The 17,303-nt window shown below is 31.6% G+C and carries 15 protein-coding genes; 14 read left to right on the top strand and 1 reads right to left on the bottom strand.

All coding sequences use genetic code 11. The annotated features are described in order from the left end of the window. Positions 1–10: 10 nt before the first annotated feature. The 14 genes from pyrE to RYO54_RS16835 all read left to right on the top strand — a co-directional run bounded on the left by pyrE (position 11) and on the right by RYO54_RS16835 (position 16,838). Positions 11–583, top strand: coding sequence for an orotate phosphoribosyltransferase (gene pyrE, locus RYO54_RS16900; RefSeq protein WP_315121426.1), 573 nt, complete (start codon positions 11–13; stop codon positions 581–583). 101 nt (positions 584–684) lie between these two features. Next, positions 685–1,770, top strand: a complete 1,086-nt coding sequence (gene carA / locus RYO54_RS16895; protein ID WP_315121423.1) for a glutamine-hydrolyzing carbamoyl-phosphate synthase small subunit — start codon at positions 685–687, stop codon at positions 1,768–1,770. A 12-nt stretch (positions 1,771–1,782) separates the two neighbouring features. Further along, positions 1,783–4,974, top strand: coding sequence for a carbamoyl-phosphate synthase (glutamine-hydrolyzing) large subunit (carB, locus tag RYO54_RS16890; protein ID WP_315121420.1), 3,192 nt, complete (start codon positions 1,783–1,785; stop codon positions 4,972–4,974). Between the two features lie 143 nt (positions 4,975–5,117). Continuing rightward, positions 5,118–5,948 carry a hypothetical protein gene (locus tag RYO54_RS16885; protein WP_315121417.1) on the top strand — a complete coding sequence of 277 codons (831 nt, stop codon included), beginning with the start codon at positions 5,118–5,120 and terminating at the stop codon, positions 5,946–5,948. Positions 5,949–6,183: 235 nt separating this feature from the next. Further along, positions 6,184–7,476: a trigger factor gene (gene tig / locus RYO54_RS16880; protein WP_315121414.1), complete on the top strand. Its 1,293-nt coding sequence runs from the start codon at positions 6,184–6,186 to the stop codon at positions 7,474–7,476. Positions 7,477–7,590: 114 nt separating this feature from the next. Next, a complete protein-coding gene (clpP, locus tag RYO54_RS16875) occupies positions 7,591–8,202 on the top strand; it encodes an ATP-dependent Clp endopeptidase proteolytic subunit ClpP (RefSeq protein ID WP_315121462.1) in 612 nt (203 codons plus the stop codon). Between the two features lie 21 nt (positions 8,203–8,223). Then, the gene (gene clpX / locus RYO54_RS16870; protein WP_315121411.1) at positions 8,224–9,513 is read left to right on the top strand and encodes an ATP-dependent Clp protease ATP-binding subunit ClpX; all 1,290 of its coding nucleotides are present in this window, start codon (positions 8,224–8,226) and stop codon (positions 9,511–9,513) included. 111 nt (positions 9,514–9,624) lie between these two features. Beyond that, a complete protein-coding gene (lonB, locus tag RYO54_RS16865) occupies positions 9,625–11,307 on the top strand; it encodes an ATP-dependent protease LonB (RefSeq protein WP_315121408.1) in 1,683 nt (560 codons plus the stop codon). Between the two features lie 173 nt (positions 11,308–11,480). Further along, a complete protein-coding gene (gene lon / locus RYO54_RS16860; RefSeq protein ID WP_315121405.1) occupies positions 11,481–13,796 on the top strand; it encodes an endopeptidase La in 2,316 nt (771 codons plus the stop codon). Positions 13,797–13,811: 15 nt separating this feature from the next. Next, a complete protein-coding gene (gene yihA / locus RYO54_RS16855; RefSeq protein WP_315121402.1) occupies positions 13,812–14,393 on the top strand; it encodes a ribosome biogenesis GTP-binding protein YihA/YsxC in 582 nt (193 codons plus the stop codon). 190 nt (positions 14,394–14,583) lie between these two features. After that, on the top strand, positions 14,584–15,171 hold the full coding sequence (locus RYO54_RS16850; protein WP_315121399.1) for a CPBP family intramembrane glutamic endopeptidase: 588 nt from the start codon (positions 14,584–14,586) through the stop codon (positions 15,169–15,171). A gap of 144 nt (positions 15,172–15,315) precedes the next feature. After that, positions 15,316–15,978, top strand: coding sequence for a hypothetical protein (locus RYO54_RS16845; protein WP_315121396.1), 663 nt, complete (start codon positions 15,316–15,318; stop codon positions 15,976–15,978). Positions 15,979–16,020: 42 nt separating this feature from the next. After that, positions 16,021–16,326 carry a hypothetical protein gene (locus tag RYO54_RS16840; protein WP_315121393.1) on the top strand — a complete coding sequence of 102 codons (306 nt, stop codon included), beginning with the start codon at positions 16,021–16,023 and terminating at the stop codon, positions 16,324–16,326. A gap of 68 nt (positions 16,327–16,394) precedes the next feature. Further along, complete coding sequence (locus RYO54_RS16835; protein ID WP_315121391.1) at positions 16,395–16,838, top strand: hypothetical protein; 444 nt, start codon at positions 16,395–16,397, stop codon at positions 16,836–16,838. A gap of 32 nt (positions 16,839–16,870) precedes the next feature. Here RYO54_RS16835 and RYO54_RS16830 read toward each other — a convergent pair whose 3' ends face one another. Next, positions 16,871–17,221, bottom strand: coding sequence for a polymer-forming cytoskeletal protein (locus RYO54_RS16830; RefSeq protein WP_315121389.1), 351 nt, complete (start codon positions 17,219–17,221; stop codon positions 16,871–16,873). Between the last annotated feature and the right edge of the window lie 82 nt (positions 17,222–17,303).

The following is a 17,303-nucleotide window of genomic DNA, read 5'->3' as shown; positions in this document are numbered from 1 at the left end:
GGGTTTAATTATGGAAAACAAAATAATTCAGATTTTAAAAGAAAGTGAAGCGCTTTTAGAAGGACATTTTCTACTATCATCAGGAAGACATAGTGATAAATATTGTCAGTGCGCAAAGTTGTTACAATACTCAGATAAGGCAGAAGAGGTATTAAAAACAGTAAGCGAGCAATTAAAAAACGTAGACTTGGATTTAGTAGTGGGGCCAGCGATGGGCGGAGTTGTGGTAGCTTACGAATTGGCTAGACAGCTAAAGAAACCAGGAATATTTTCAGAAAGAGAAAATGGAGTTATGACTTTGAGAAGGGGATTTGAGATAAAAAAGGGTGAAAGGGTAATTATATCCGAAGATGTTATAACTACAGGAAAGTCTTCCTTAGAAGTTGTTAAGCTTATAGAAGAATTAGGAGGGGTAGTAGTAGGATTGTGCTGCATAGTAGATAGAAGGGATGAAGGGGTAGAAATGCCTTTTCCAGTATATAGTGCTGTGAAAATAGATGTTAAATCCTATGAAAAAGAAGAATGTCCATTATGTAAAAAAGGAATACCCCATGTTAAACCAGGAAGCAGAAATACAAAGTAATAATAATATCCTTTTAATTAGTCCAGTGAGGCTAAAAAGGTCAGGGAATTTGGAATGAATCCATTTTTCCTCACCTTAAAATTTAATAAGAGGTGATGAAAATGAAAGGATTTTTATATTTAGAAGATGGAAGTGTTTATGAAGGAAGTATATTTGGTAAAGAAGGTACTATAACAGGAGAAATAGTCTTTAATACTGCTATGACAGGTTATGAAGAGATATTGACAGATCCTTCTTATGCTGGACAAATAATAAATATGACCTACCCTAATATAGGTAACTACGGTATAAATAGCTTTGATATGGAAAGCAATAAAATATATGCAAAGGGGTTAGTTATAAGAAACCTATGCAATATTCCATCCCACTATATGAGCGAAGAAAGTATAGATGAATTCCTGAAGAAAATGAATGTAGTTGGAATACATGGAGTGGATACGAGAAGCATAACTAAAAAAATAAGAGATGCTGGCACAATGAAATGTGTCATATCTAGTAAAGAAATAAGTGTAGAAGAGTTTAAAAACAATATAGATAGCTACCATTGGGACTTAAACCTTGTAGAAATGGTTAGCAGGAAATCTATTGAGGAAATCAAAGGAACGGGACCTAGAATAGGGGTAATGGACTTTGGAATTAAGGGTAATATTATAGAGAAATTTAAAAAGTTAAACTGTAATATAACAATACTTCCATGGAATACAACCTTCGAGGAAATAGATAAGTTAAACTTAGATGGCATTTTTTTAAGCAATGGGCCAGGGAATCCTGAAGTGTTAAAGGATACTGTTAAAGCTGTAAAAAGCATAATAAAGAAGTATCCAACCTTTGGCATATGCTTGGGACATCAAATAATAGCTTTAGCACTAGGAGGCAATACCTATAAGATGAAATATGGTCATAGAGGTGGAAATCATGGAATCTATGATGTGGAAAGAGATAAGACCTTTATAGCTTCTCAAAACCATAGTTATGCGGTGGATAGAGAAAGTATAAAGGATAAAAGTATAATAGTAACTCACTATAACTTGAATGATAATACAGTGGAAGGGATAAAGCATAAGAACTTGCCAGTGTTTTCAGTTCAATTCCATCCAGAAGGATCAGCAGGTCCAGAGGATACAGATTATCTTTTTCATAATTTCATTAAGAATATAGAGATAAATAAAGTTAAAAAGAGTGCTTAAGGAGGAAGGATTATGCCATTTGATAAAACATTAAATAAGGTAATAATATTAGGATCAGGCCCAATTATAATAGGGCAGGGAGCGGAATTTGATTATTCTGGAACACAGGCTTGTAAGGCGCTAAAAGAAGAAGGAATAGAAGTAGTATTGGTTAATAGCAATCCAGCTACCATAATGACGGATGATCATATAGCAGATAAGATTTATATAGAGCCTTTAAATGAAGAAACCTTAGAGAAAATAATAGAAAAAGAGAGACCACAGGGGATACTCGCAGGCTTTGGGGGGCAAACAGCTCTTAACTTAGCTATGGAGCTAAAAGATAGTGGAGTTTTAGATAGATATAATGTAAGAATGCTCGGAGTAAATTCTGAAGCTATTAAAAAAGCTGAGAGCAGGGAAGAATTTAAAAACTTAATGCTAGAAATAGGAGAGCCAATTCCTATGAGCATAATAGCTACAAAAATAGAGGAATGTGAGGATTTTGTAGAAGAGTATGGCTTCCCAGTTATAATAAGACCAGCTTACACTCTTGGTGGAACTGGAGGGGGAATAGCAAGCAACCTTCAAGAACTTAGGGAAATATGTAAATTAGGATTGAAACTTAGCCCAATTAATCAAATATTGTTGGAACAAAGTGTGGCAGGATGGAAAGAGATAGAGTTTGAAGTTATAAGAGATAAGAAGGATAATTGTATAATCATCTGTAGTATGGAAAACTTTGATCCAGTAGGTATTCACACTGGAGATAGTATAGTGGTAGCACCATGCCAAACCTTAAGAGATAAAGAATATCAAATGCTAAGAAAATCTTCTATAGATATAATTAGAAGTTTGAAGTTAGAGGGTGGATGTAATGTGCAGTTTGCTCTACATCCTACAGACATGGAGTATATAGTAATTGAGGTAAATCCAAGGGTAAGTAGATCAAGTGCCCTAGCTTCTAAAGCTACTGGATATCCAATAGCAAAAATTGCAGCTAAAATAGCAATAGGGTATAGCTTAGATGAAATAAAGAATTCTGTAACAGGAAGCTCTAGTGCTTGTTTTGAACCAGTTGTAGATTATGTGGTTACTAAGATACCAAAGTGGCCCTTTGATAAATTCACAAAGGCGGAAAGAACTCTTGGTACGCAGATGAAGGCAACGGGAGAGGTTATGTCCATAGGTAGGTCCTTTGAAAATTCTTTATTAAAGGGAATCATATCACTAGATGGTAAGTTCACCTCTTTGAAAATGAAAGAGTTAGAGAACATAAATAAAGAAGAACTACTAGAAATAATTAAACTAACAGATGATAGAAGAGTATTTGCTATAGCAGAAGGGTTAAGAAAAGGGTTAAGTAAAAATTTAATAAATGAAGTTACAGGAATTGATTTATGGTTCTTAAATGGAGTAGAAAATATAATCAATATGGAAAAAAGGCTTGAGAAAGAAAGCTTAAGTAAAGAACTTTTAAGAGAAATTAAGGAACTTGGATTTACAGATAAATTCATAAGTGAACTAAAGGGAATATCCACAGAAGAAGTTGAAAAATTAAGAGAGGAATATGCACTCCATCCAGTATATAAAATGGTAGATACCTGCGGAGGGGAGTTTAAATCAAGTACGCCATACTACTACTCCTCTTACGAAGTGGATAATGAAAATATAATTACAGAAGATAAAAAAGTACTTATTATAGGTTCAGGGCCAATAAGGATTGGACAAGGTATAGAATTTGATTACTGTTCCGTTCATGGAATATGGGGCATTAAAAAGGCTGGATATAAGGCAATAATAATAAATAATAATCCAGAAACAGTAAGTACGGATTTTGATACAGGTGACAAGCTTTATTTTGAACCAATATATATAGAAAATATCATGGATGTAATAAGGGAAGAAAAGGTTGAAGGAGTAATATTAGAATTAGGAGGACAAACTTCCATAAACCTTGCTGAGGAATTGAATAGAAGAGGGGTTAAAATTTTAGGAACTTCATTTCAAGGAATAGACTTAGGCGAAGACAGGGATAAGTTCAAAGAATTTTTAGATGAATTAAATATATCTTCACCAGAAGGGGTTGCAGTTACAAATGAAGAAGAAGCTTATAAAGCAGCAGAAAAAATAGGATATCCTGTAGTAGTAAGGCCATCTTATGTAATAGGTGGAAGGGCGATGGAAGTTGTATACAGCGAAGAAAGCCTTGAAAAGTATATAAAGGAAGCAGTAAGTCTATCCATGGATCATCCAATACTTATTGATAGATATATAAAAGGTATTGAAATTGAAGTAGATGCTTTATGTGATGGTGAGGAAATACTCATACCTGGTATTATGGAACATATGGAGAGGACAGGGGTTCATTCAGGAGATAGTATGATAGTATACCCTACACTGAGCTTAAAGGAAGAAGTAATTAATAAGATTGTAGAATATACAAGAAAAATAGGAACAGGAATTAATATAAGGGGTCTATTAAATATACAGTACGCATATGATGGAGAAAAGGTATATGTAATTGAAGTGAATCCAAGAGCATCTAGAACTGTTCCTATATTAAGTAAAATAACAGGAATACCAATGGTGAATATATCTGTACAAATTAAATTAGGAAAAACTTTGAAAGAATGTGGTTATGGGGTGGGATTAGCTCCAACTAAAAACTTATATGCAGTAAAGGTACCGGTTTTTTCAGGGGAGAAGTTGAATAATGCAGATATATATTTAGGACCGGAGATGAAATCTACTGGTGAAGTATTAGGGATTGGTAAAAGTTTAGAAGAAGCCCTATATAAAGGTTTTGTGGGCGCAGGAATTCCAGTTCATAATGAAGGAAGTTTATATGTTTCTTTAAAAGATGTTCATAGACTGGAAAGCGTAGATGTTTTAAAAGGATATATAAGCCTTGGATTTAAAATATATGCTACCCCTGGTACAGCTAGATATCTAATAGAAAATGGAGTAGCTTGTGAAGAGGCGGATTTTATCCAGGGTGAAAGCATGATAAAAAACGGGGAAATAAAATTAGTTATCAATACACCTACTAGAGGAAATGAACTCTATAGGGAAGGGTTTAAATTAAGAAGAACTTGTGCACAATACAAGGTACCTACATTTACATGTATGGATACGGCAAAAGCATACTTAACTGTAGTAGATATGGCAGCTAAGTACAATACTTCCATAAGTTATAGTACAATGAAGGAATATTTTAACTAATAAAAAATAAGGGGATTATGAATTCCCTTTTTTTTATTTATTATACGTATTATTTACAAAAAATTATTATTAATTCTAGAATAATTGAGTTATAATAAATATGACTTCTATAAATTTTATTATGGTAGTTAGGAGGAATTAGTGTGGGAAAACCAAGTATTTTCAGTAAAGATTATGAAGAAAAGATGAAAAAAAGAAGGATAAGAATCATTGTAACATTTTTAGCGATTTTGCTTATTGTAGTAGGAGCTTGGTTTTACCGAGGTGTTGACATAAAAAGTATTCTATCTAAAAATAAGATCAATACAGAAAAAAACAAAGAAGAAAGTAAAAACACTCTTACTACTGATAATACAGAAAAAGATAAAGAAAATAAGGATAGTAAAGATAATAAAGATAATAATAGTAAAGATAATAATGAAAATAAAGAGGAAACTAAAAAAGAAGAAGGATATGACTTTAAACTAAGTGATGGAGAAAGCGTAAAAATCATATATGAAACAAATGACAAAGATAAAAAGTTTAAATATATATATCCATTGGATAGCAAGGTTATATATGATATAAGTCCTTCAGCTAAACTAATGACGATATATGATTCAAAGGTTCAAAGAATTTATCGTATAAATATTGAAGGAAAAGTTGTGGATATAACTAATGCTAGATATACATCTACTAGCGGGGAGTTTTCCATAACAAGAGAAGAACAATTGAATGCAAATCCTAATTATATATGGTGTTCTTCTCCTAAATTTATAGATGAGGATAACATAGCCTATGTAACTCAATTACCTTGGCTTAATAAAGATAAACAATACATATGGATTGTAAATTTACAAAATAATATCCATAGGTATGTTCAAAATGCAGAAGGAAATGATATAAAATTAGATAGATTAAATGAAGAAGGATTGGGTATAATTGTAGATGGAGAAAAAGCCACGTTAAAGCCTAGTGGTGAATTAATAAAATAGTACAGTGTTAATTTATGACTTTATTAATTAATAAATGATCCATGTAAAAACTTTACTTAATTTATAAAAAATCATTTGTAAAATATAATTTATTCCTATATAATTATAAATTAATATGCTAATTTAATTGTAAATTTAGCATTAATTGTTTTCACTTATATGTTAATAACTTTAAATATGTGTTATAATATTTAGGTTAATATAAGCAATTAGTTAGTTTAGGAGGAATAATACAATGAAGGCTACTATGGAAAAAATAGAAAAGAACATAGTTAAGTTAGAAATAACTGTAGAAAGTGAAAAATTCAATGAAGCTATGAAGAAAGCATATGCAAAGAATGCTAAAAGCTTCAATATACCTGGATTTAGAAAAGGTAAGGCTCCAATGAACATTATAAAAAGACAGTATGGAGAAGGAGTTTTTTACGAAGATGCAATAAACATTTGTTGTGATGATACATATCCAGAAGCATTAAAAGAACATGATATAAAGCCTGTAGATTATCCAGCAATAGAAATAGTTCAAATTGGAGAAGGAAAAGACTTCATATATACAGCAAATGTAACAGTAGTTCCAGAAGTAGAACTAGGAGAATATAAAGGATTAGAAGTTAAAAAGAACAGCTATCCAGCAAATGAAGAAGAAGTTTTAAATAGCTTAAAGGATATGCAGGAAAAGAATGCAAGAATAGCTACAAAAGAAGAAGGCGAAGTAGAAAAAGGAAATATAGCAGTTATAGATTTTAAAGGATTTGTTGATGAAGTAGCATTTGAAGGCGGAGAAGGATCCGATTATAGCCTTGAAATAGGATCAGGAACTTTCATCGGTAATTTTGAAGAACAATTAGTAGGTTTGAAAGTTGGAGAAGAAAAAGAAGTTAATGTTAACTTCCCAGAAGAATATGGAAGAGAAGATTTAAACGGAAAACCTGCTACATTTAAAGTTAAGATTAAAGAAATAAAAGTTAAAGAATTACCAGAACTTGACGACGAGTTTGCAAAAGAAGTATCTGAATTTGATACTATAGATGAGCTTAAAGCAGATATGAAGAAGAAAATGGAAGAAGAAGGTAATGCAAGAGCTAAGAGAGAATTTGAAGAAGCTGTTATAGACCTTGCTTGTGAAAATGCAAAAATTGAAATACCAGAAGTAATGGTAAATAATGAAATAGATAATATGCTAAAAGACCTAGAAATGAGATTAAAATATCAAGGATTAGACTTACAGACATATTATCAATACACTAATAGCAGTGAAGAAAAAGTAAGAGAATACATGAATGATGCTGCTGTTAAGAGAGTAAAGACAGAATTAGTTCTTGGAGAAATAGCTAAAGCAGAAAAAGTTGAAGCAACAGAAGAAGAAATGATGGACAGAGCTCAAGAAATGGCTAAACAATATGGTGATAAAGAAGTAGAAAACACTGCAAAGCTAATAATGGACGCTCAGAAAAACTTATTAAAATTAGATGTAATAAATGAAAAAGTAGTTAAATTACTAGTTGACAACAGTAAAGTTATAGCATAATATATGATAATTGCCAGGAGGATTTCTGGCAATTAAATTTTAATTATATTAATTAATATAATTTATACAATAATTACGTATTATATTAATAAAGAAACTATATACTAAAGTTCAATTGAGACTAAAAAGGAGGAGAGAATTATGAGTTTAGTTCCTATAGTTGTTGAACAAACTAATAGAGGAGAAAGGTCCTATGACATTTATTCTAGACTTTTAAAAGATAGAATTATAATGTTAGGAGATCAAGTAAATGATGTAACAGCTAGTTTAGTTGTATCTCAATTGCTGTTTTTAGAATCAGAAGATCCAGATAAGGATATACAACTATATATTAATAGTCCCGGTGGTTCAATAACAGCAGGCATGGCAATATATGATACTATGCAATATATAAAATCAGATGTAGTGACAATATGTGTTGGAATGGCAGCTTCAATGGGAGCATTTTTACTTTCAGCTGGGGCGAAAGGAAAAAGATATGCATTGCCAAATAGTGAAATAATGATTCATCAACCACTAGGTGGTTTCCAAGGTCAGGCTACTGATATAGGAATTCATGCAGATAGAATTCTAAAAACTAAAAAGAAACTTAATACTATATTAAGTGAAAATACAGGTCAACCATTAGAAGTTATAGAAAGAGATACAGAAAGAGATAACTTTATGGATGCTGAAGAAGCAAAAACATATGGTCTGATAGATGAAATTATGATTAAGAAAAAATAACCTTTACTGTGAGGTGTGAATATGGCCAAAATCGATGATAAAAAACAATTAAAGTGTTCTTTTTGTGGTAAAACACAAGACCAAGTTAGAAGGCTTATAGCAGGACCAGGCGTTTATATATGCGATGAATGTATAGAGCTTTGTTCAGAGATTATAAGTGATGAGTTCGAAGAAGATATTAATATAGAAATGGAATCACTACCAAAGCCTATGGAAATTAAAAATTATTTAGATCAATATATCATAGGTCAAGATGATGCAAAGAAAGCTTTAGCGGTAGCGGTTTATAATCACTATAAAAGAATAAATGCTTCTAATTTTTCCGATGATGTTGAACTTCAAAAGAGTAACATATTATTGCTAGGACCAACTGGCTCAGGTAAAACATTGTTAGCACAAACACTAGCAAAGTTTTTAAATGTTCCTTTTGCAATTGCAGATGCTACAACATTAACTGAGGCAGGTTATGTGGGAGAAGATGTAGAAAATATACTTTTAAAGCTAATACAAAATGCAGATTACGATATAGAGAAGGCAGAAAGAGGAATTATATACATCGATGAAATAGATAAAATTGCAAGAAAATCAGAAAATCCTTCTATTACTAGAGATGTATCTGGTGAAGGAGTACAACAAGCATTATTAAAAATATTGGAAGGAACAATAGCTTCTGTACCACCTCAAGGTGGAAGAAAGCATCCTCATCAAGAATTTATTCAGATAAATACCACAAACATATTATTTATCTGCGGTGGAGCATTTGATGGTGTGGATAAAATAATTGAAAAAAGAACAAGAAATAGTTCAATTGGCTTTGGAGCTGATATTTTATCCAAAAATCAAAAGGATGTGGGAACTTTCCTAAAAGAAATAATGCCAGGAGATTTGTTGAAATTTGGATTAATCCCTGAATTTATCGGAAGACTTCCAATAATAGTAACATTATCCGCATTGGATAAGGATGCACTTGTAAGTATATTAAGTAAACCTAAAAATGCTCTTGTTAAACAATATAAAAAATTATTTGAAATTGACAATGTAGAATTAGAATTTAAAGATGAAGCTTTAGAAGCTATTGCAGAAGAAGCGATAAAGAGAAGTACGGGAGCAAGAGGACTAAGGGCAATACTTGAAGATATAATGAAGGATATAATGTTTAAAATACCATCAGAAGAAAGCATAATAAAAGTTACAGTTAATGAGGATACGGTAGAAAATAAAAATCCTGAGTTAACTCATTCAGAAGATGGAAAAAGGGCGCCAATTAAAACTAAAAAAGCTAGGACTAAAAAAGGACCAGAAACTGCTTAAAGAATAGGAAAATTCCTATTCTTTTTTTATCCTTTCATTTGGAATATGAAGTGGGAAAATTGTACATAATAAAGAATAGTTTACTAAGCATTTAGATGGGAGGATAATTGTATGACAAATGTAATTGTAGTTGTTCAGTTCATAATTACTATAATTATGGGATTATATTTTTTTAATGCATTAAAGGGTCAGCAAAGCAGTAAAGTTATTGTTAATAAAGAAAGTAAAAAGGAAATGGATAATCTTAAAAAGCTAAGGAATATAAAGCTTTCTGAGCCATTAACAGAGAAGAGCAGACCTTCTTCATTCAATGAAGTAATAGGGCAAGAAAAGGGGATAAGAGCATTGCAAGCTGCTTTATGTGGCCCCAATCCTCAGCATGTAATAATATATGGGCCGCCAGGAGTTGGGAAAACTGCTGCGGCTAGATTAGTATTAGAAGATGCAAAGCTAAGAGAATATTCCCCTTTTAATAAGGAATCAAAATTTGTAGAAATAGATGCTACTACGGTTAGATTTGATGATAGAGGAATCGCAGATCCTTTAATAGGGTCTGTTCATGATCCTATATATCAAGGAGCAGGTCCATTAGGAGTGGCAGGAATACCTCAGCCAAAACCAGGAGCTGTAACTAAAGCTCATGGAGGGGTATTATTTATTGATGAAATAGGAGAACTGCATCCTATAGAGATGAATAAGTTACTAAAAGTATTAGAGGATAGAAAAGTCTTCTTAGATAGTGCCTATTATAATGCCGCGGATCCTAATATGCCACTACATATAAAAGATATATTTGATAATGGGTTACCAGCAGACTTTAGACTTATAGGGGCTACTACAAGAAATCCAGAGGAGATAATTCCTGCTATTCGTTCAAGATGTGTAGAAGTGTTTTTTAGAGCTCTGCTGCCAGAAGAAATAGAAATTATAGCTAAAAATGCTACAGAAAAAATAGGTTATTCATTAGAAGAAAAAGCTTGTAAAACCATAGGAAGGTATTGTAATAATGGTAGGGATGCAGTAAATCTCGTACAACTTGCATCAGGAATAGCATTACATGATGGTAGAAAAGATATAACCATTGGAGATGTAGAATGGATAATAGAAAATGGTCACTATTCACCAAGACCAGAAATAAAAATTCATGAAGAACCAAGAATAGGATATGTAAATGGATTGGCTGTTTATGGAGCAAATATGGGTACAGTTATGGAGATAGAGGTAACAGCTAAAAGAAGCCATATACGTAAGGGTGAATTAAATGTTACAGGAATTGTTGAAGAAGAACAAGTAAGTGCCTATGATAGAAAGATTAGAAGAAAGAGTACGGCAAGATGTTCCTTTGAGAATGTTTTAACAGCTCTTCAAAATGTATTTGATATAAACTTTTTTGAATATGATATACATGTTAACTTTCCAGGTGGTGTACCAGTGGACGGTCCATCTGCAGGTATAAGTATGGCTACAGCAATTTACAGTGCTGTAAATAAAGTGCCTGTACATAATGAAGTTGCTATGACAGGAGAGATATCACTTTATGGAGAAGTTAGACCAGTAGGAGGAGTAAACAGCAAAATACAAGCAGCTATAAAAGCTGGGGCTAAAAAAATAATAATACCACATGATAATTGGCAGGATAGTTTTAAAAACATTGAAGGGGCTGAAGTTATAGCAGTAAAAGATATACATGAAGTATTAGAAATGTCGTTGATTCAATGTGAAAATAAAGTTAAAAATTCATCTCTACAAATATCTAGTGAAGTTTTAGCAGCTACTGCTTTAAAAGTTCAGTAAATTTTTTACAATAAATAAGATCTCCTTAAATTTTTAAAGGAGATTTTATAATTTAATAATAAAGAAAAGAGAAATTTTGATTTGTTTTTTCGTTGAAAAAAAATACTTTTATGGTTATAATATATTAGTCTAACTATAAATATTAGTACATTATGTAAAGTGAGGGGAAAAACATGGAAAAAGAACTAATAGTTCTTCCTCTAATTCCTTTAAGAGGTATAACCATATTTCCTTATATGGTAATGCATTTTGATGTGGGAAGGGAAAAATCTATTTTAGCTTTGGAAGAAGCTATGTTAAATGGACAGAAAATATTTTTAGCAGCTCAAAAAGAAGCTAAAGTAGAAGAGCCAGAAGAAAAAGATATATTCCAAGTTGGAACTATTTGTAATATAAAACAAATATTAAAGCTACCTGGAGATACAGTGAGAGTACTGGTTGAAGGGGAAAATAGAGCTCAGATAAATAATTATATACAAAGGGAGCCTTTCTTTAAAGCAGAAATAGAAAAGCTAGAAGATATCATATGTGATGAAGGAAACAAATGTGAAGCGCTTTTACGTTCGCTTAGAAAAACCTTTGATGAATATATGAAGTTATCTGGCAACATACCTTCAGAAACATTAGTTTCAATAGATGATGTAGAAAGCCCAGGAAGATTTGCAGATCTTATAAGTTCCTATTTAATTTTAAAAGGAGATAAAAAGCAAGAGTTATTAGAATCCTATTTAATCGAAGAAAGATTAGAAAAACTTTTGGTGTTTTTAAATAATGAAGTAGATCTTTTAAAAATAGAAAGAAAAATAGGAACAAAAGTAAAAAACAAAATAGATAAGGTTCAAAAGGAATACTACTTAAGGGAACAGCTAAAAGCAATTCAGGAAGAATTAGGGGAAGATGACGAAGATAAAAAAGAGATAGCTAGATATAAAACAAAAATAAATAAGTCTAAGTTACCTAAAACAGTAAAAGAAAAAGCTTTATATGAATTAGACAGACTTAAAAATAGTGGCTCCTACTCTGCAGAAGGTGGAGTTATAAGAACATATTTAGATTGGATTTTAGATTTGCCATGGAATGCGGAGACAGAAGAAAATCTAGACATAAAAAGAGCACGAGAAATACTAGAAAAAGAGCATTATGGCTTAGAAGATGTAAAAGATAGGATAATTGAATTTTTAGCAGTAAAGAAAATGAGTAACTCATTAAAAGGACCTATACTTTGCCTTGTGGGACCTCCAGGGGTTGGTAAAACTTCTATAGCTAAATCCATAGCACATGCTCTAAATAGAAATTTTGTTAGAATGTCTTTAGGCGGAGTTAGAGATGAGGCTGAGATAAGAGGGCATAGAAAAACATACGTAGGAGCTATACCTGGAAGAATAATATATGGATTAAAGCAGGCTAAGTCAAAGAATCCATTATTTTTATTGGATGAAATAGATAAAATGAGTAATGATTTTAGAGGAGATCCTGCAGATGCCCTTTTAGAAGTCTTAGATAGCGAGCAAAATAGTACTTTTAGGGATCATTATTTAGAGCTTGATTTTGATTTGTCTAATGTATTATTTATAACTACTGCTAATACACTTGATACTATTCCGAGACCATTAATGGATAGGATGGAAGTAATAGAAGTGTCAGGATATACTTCAGAAGAAAAATTACATATTGCAAAAGGACATCTAGTGCCTAAGAAACTAAAAGAACATAATATAGACGAAGATAAGATTCAAATATCTGATCCAGCCATAGAATTCATTATAGATGGCTATACAAGGGAATCAGGAGTAAGAAGCTTGGAAAGAAAAATTGCCTCTGTTACAAGAAAAGCAATTGCTGAAATGGTTGAAAAGAATAAAGAAAAAATAAGCATAAATGTTAATGGTGTGCAAAAGTATTTAGGGCCAGTGGTATATACTTACGAAAAGACTAATAAAATAGATCAAGTAGGTGTAGTTATGGGAATGGCCTGGACTGGTTATGGTGGAGATACTCTTCCAGTAGAAGTAACAGTAATGGCAGGCACAGGTAAATTAGAATTAACAGGTAAACTAGGGGACGTGATGAAGGAATCTGCGAGAACTGGATATAGTTATGTAAGAAGTAATGCTAGCAGATATGATATAGATCCGGAATTTTATAAAAATAAGGATATTCACATTCATGCCCCTGAAGGAGCGGTACCTAAAGATGGTCCTTCAGCAGGTGTAACTATGGTGACAGCTATGGTTTCAGCATTAAGTGGTAAAAAAGTAAAACATAATGTAGCTATGACAGGAGAAGTAACTTTAACAGGCAGAGCATTGCCTATTGGTGGTTTAAAGGAGAAGAGTCTTGCAGCATTTAGAGCAGGAATAGATACTGTTATAATACCTAAAGAAAACGAAAAGGATTTATTAAAAATACCTAAAACTATTAAAAATAATATTAAATTTATTGTAGTAGATAATGTAGAAGAAGTATTAAAAAATGCTTTAGTAGAATAAAATGGAGGGATGAAAATGGAAATAAAGCAATCTGAATTTATCACATCAGCGGTGACTCCCTCACAATATCCTAAAGATGAGAGGCTTGAAATTGCTTTTGTTGGAAGATCTAATGTAGGTAAATCCTCATTAATAAATAGCTTAACTAATAGAAAAAAATTAGTTAAAGTAAGTGGTACACCTGGTAAAACTAGACTAATAAACTTTTTTTTAATAAATAATGATTTTTATTTTGTGGATCTTCCTGGATACGGATATGCAAAAGTTTCAAAGCAAGAAAAACTTACTTGGGGAAAGACAATTGAAACCTATTTAAATAATAGACCTCAATTAAAAAAAATGGTATTGTTAGTTGATTGTAGACATAAGCCAACAGAGGATGATAGAATTATGCATAGTTGGATAAAACATTATGGATATGATTACATAGTAGTGGCTACTAAGAGCGATAAATTAAATAAGAATGAGCTAGCTCAAAGTAAAAAAATAATAAAAGAAACCTTGGAAATAAGTGATGATAGAATTATTTATCATTCTACTTTGAAAAAACAAGGTAAAGAAGAGCTATTAACAAATATTTTTTCATCATTAAGCTAAGTTTTAACCGGCATGTAATACAAAAGATTAGTATTACATGCCATATTTTATATTTCTTAAGGAAGTGATATAAGTGTATTTAAATCTTATTAAAAATCTTATTGTTTTTGTAGTACTTTATATACCTCCATTGGCAGTATTTTGGGTTTTTTGGACAAGTAAAGGTAGAAGTAAATTTCTACTTTTTATTATGAGTATTATATATTTAGTTCTTAGTCTATTTACACAGAACTTATTACCTTTTATTTTAGTATTAATATGTATTAAATATATAAGAGAGCAGTGGGAAGAGGATTATTATGATTATGGATTTAGTCTTAATGATTTCAAATTATTTAAGGCTATAAAATATTCTATATTATCTTATATTTGTACCTTGATTATAGCTATAGTTGCTTTAAGTGTATTTTATAATTTTAAGATTCCCATAAAAGAGCAAGAAGTAATAACTAGAATGACAGAGTTATCATTAAAAAGATATATTATAAATATGCCTATAATAGTTATTTTTGCACCAATAGTTGAGGAATTTGTTTTTAGATGGTTACTTTTTGAAAAAATATTTAAGCACAGATTGGGTATATATATATCTTCCATATTAACTAGTTTAATTTTTAGTATGGTACATTTTAATTTAAAGTCATTTCCAGCAATATTTTGGATAGGATTATTTAACTGTTACTTAATTCATAAACATGGATATTGGTATGCGGTGTTTAATCATGGATTCTTCAATTCAATATCGGCTTTTACAATCTTATTTCAAAAATTAGGTTAATCAATTTAAAGAATAAAAATAGATGAAATTAATTTCATCTATTTTTATTTTTTTTATTTTTTTGTGTGTCAAAATAGAAAAAACAGAATAGTATATATTAGAAACAAAAGAAATACAAAGAGTCTTCTGAAAGGAGGAGGTATAGTGGATTTCAACAGCCTATTAAATGGATTACTTGCTGGAGATGAAAATACAAATCTAAAATTGCCAAAAGGATCTTTAGACGCCTTAGGAAACTTAGGAAACTTTGGAAAATTTGGAGGCTTTGGAGACTTTGGAAATTTTGGAGGCAGCTCGATCATATTTATAATAATATTGCTACTACTATTAGGCTGCGGTTGTAATCAAGGTTTTGACGGCTGTGGATTTGACGGATTTGGATTTGACGGCTGTGGATGTGACAGATGTGGATGTGATGATTGTTGCTGCAGAAGAAAAAGAAAAAGAAAAAGACGCAAACGCTGTAAATGTTGCTGCGACCCTTGCTGCGAATGTTGTTGCGAATGCTGCTGTGACCCTTGCTGCGAATGTTGCTGTAGAAGACGTGGTTGCGGATTTGGAAGCGGCTTTGGATGTGGAAGTGGATTTGGATTTGGAAGCGGATTTGGATTTGGAAGCGGATGTGGAAGTGGATTCTTAGGTAGTAACTTCATATTCATAATAGTAATACTATTATTAGTATTCTGCTCATGCAGAAGAGACGACGATTGCAGAAGAAGAGACGACGATTGTATAAGAGACAACGATTTTAGTAGAAATATCTTAAGTTTAGATGCTGATAGTTTAGGGACTGAAGTTGAAGAATAGAAAACAAAAATAACCATTGCCCAAAAGAAAGGGGGGTTTAGCATGTCAAAAAGAAGATGTTGTTGTTCACGTAGATCTCGCTGCTGCTGTGATTCATTTAGAGGATTTGATGGATTTGATGGATTTGGTGGATTTGGCGGATCATGTGGTGGCACAGGTAGCGGTCTGTTAATATTAATATTAATAGTTCTACAATTTAGTTGTAACAGAAGACGTCGCCATGACGAGGAGCGTGAAGAGTGTTTAATAGACAATAGCTTATTATTCATAATCGCATTCTTCCTACTAGTTTGTTGTGGAAATAACTTTGATTTCTGCTGCGGCGGAAGACGTAACTTTTGTTGCTAAGAAAATTTAATGGAGGGCATTTTGCCCTCCTTATAATAAATATAACCATTTAGTAGAGGAGGGGGAAGATGTCGAAGAAGAAACATAAACGAGATAGAGATAGAGATAGAGGCAGAGACAGAGATAGAGGCAGAGATAGAGATAGCGATAGTAGAGACGGTAGAAATAGAGACAATGGAGATTTTATTAATGATAATAATGGTAACAACGGTAACAACGGCAATAATATAATGGATATGTTAAATAATATAGATCAAGAACAGCTATCAAATTTACTGGCTAATTTTAATCTAGGGAATTTAGGGGATTTAGGTAATTTAGGTAATTTAGGTAATTCATCCAACCCAGTAAACAATAGAGCAGTTGAAAGTAACATAAATTCAAAAAATAACAGTAATGATCAGACATTAGAACTACTATATGCAATAAAACCTATGGTAAATGCAGAAAGAGGAGCAATTGTTGATAGAATAATACAATTATATTCAATTGGAAGATTATTAACTAAATAAAGTTATTTAATAGAAAGACAGAGGTCTTTCTATTACTTTATTATGCAGCATTTCCCGTCTAATAATCCGCCTTCTTTTACAATTATATTTCTAATTGATATATCACCCATAACTTGTCCGGTATCTTCTATTGTTAATATGCCCTCACAAGTTACGTTACCTTCAATCTTACCATTTATGTATGCATTTTTACATATAAGATCTCCCTTACAATATCCTGTAGTTCCAATTAAGACATCATCTTGCCATATAATATTACCTTCTAAGTATCCATTTAATTTCAATAGATTTTCACCTTTTAAGGAACCTGTAATACTACAACCTTCTCCTATTAAGGTTTCTATTTTATTTATATTTTTATCACGGTCATTTGACATGAACATAACAATACCTCCTTTTAGTGGCCTTAAATATTTATATTTAAGTAAATAAATAAATATTACAAGTTTTTTTCATAAAAATATA

It is taken from the genome of uncultured Clostridium sp. (assembly GCF_963515715.1).
Classification (GTDB): Bacteria; Bacillota; Clostridia; order Clostridiales; family Clostridiaceae; genus Clostridium_AW.
This window is presented reverse-complemented; position numbering and strand designations above follow the sequence as displayed.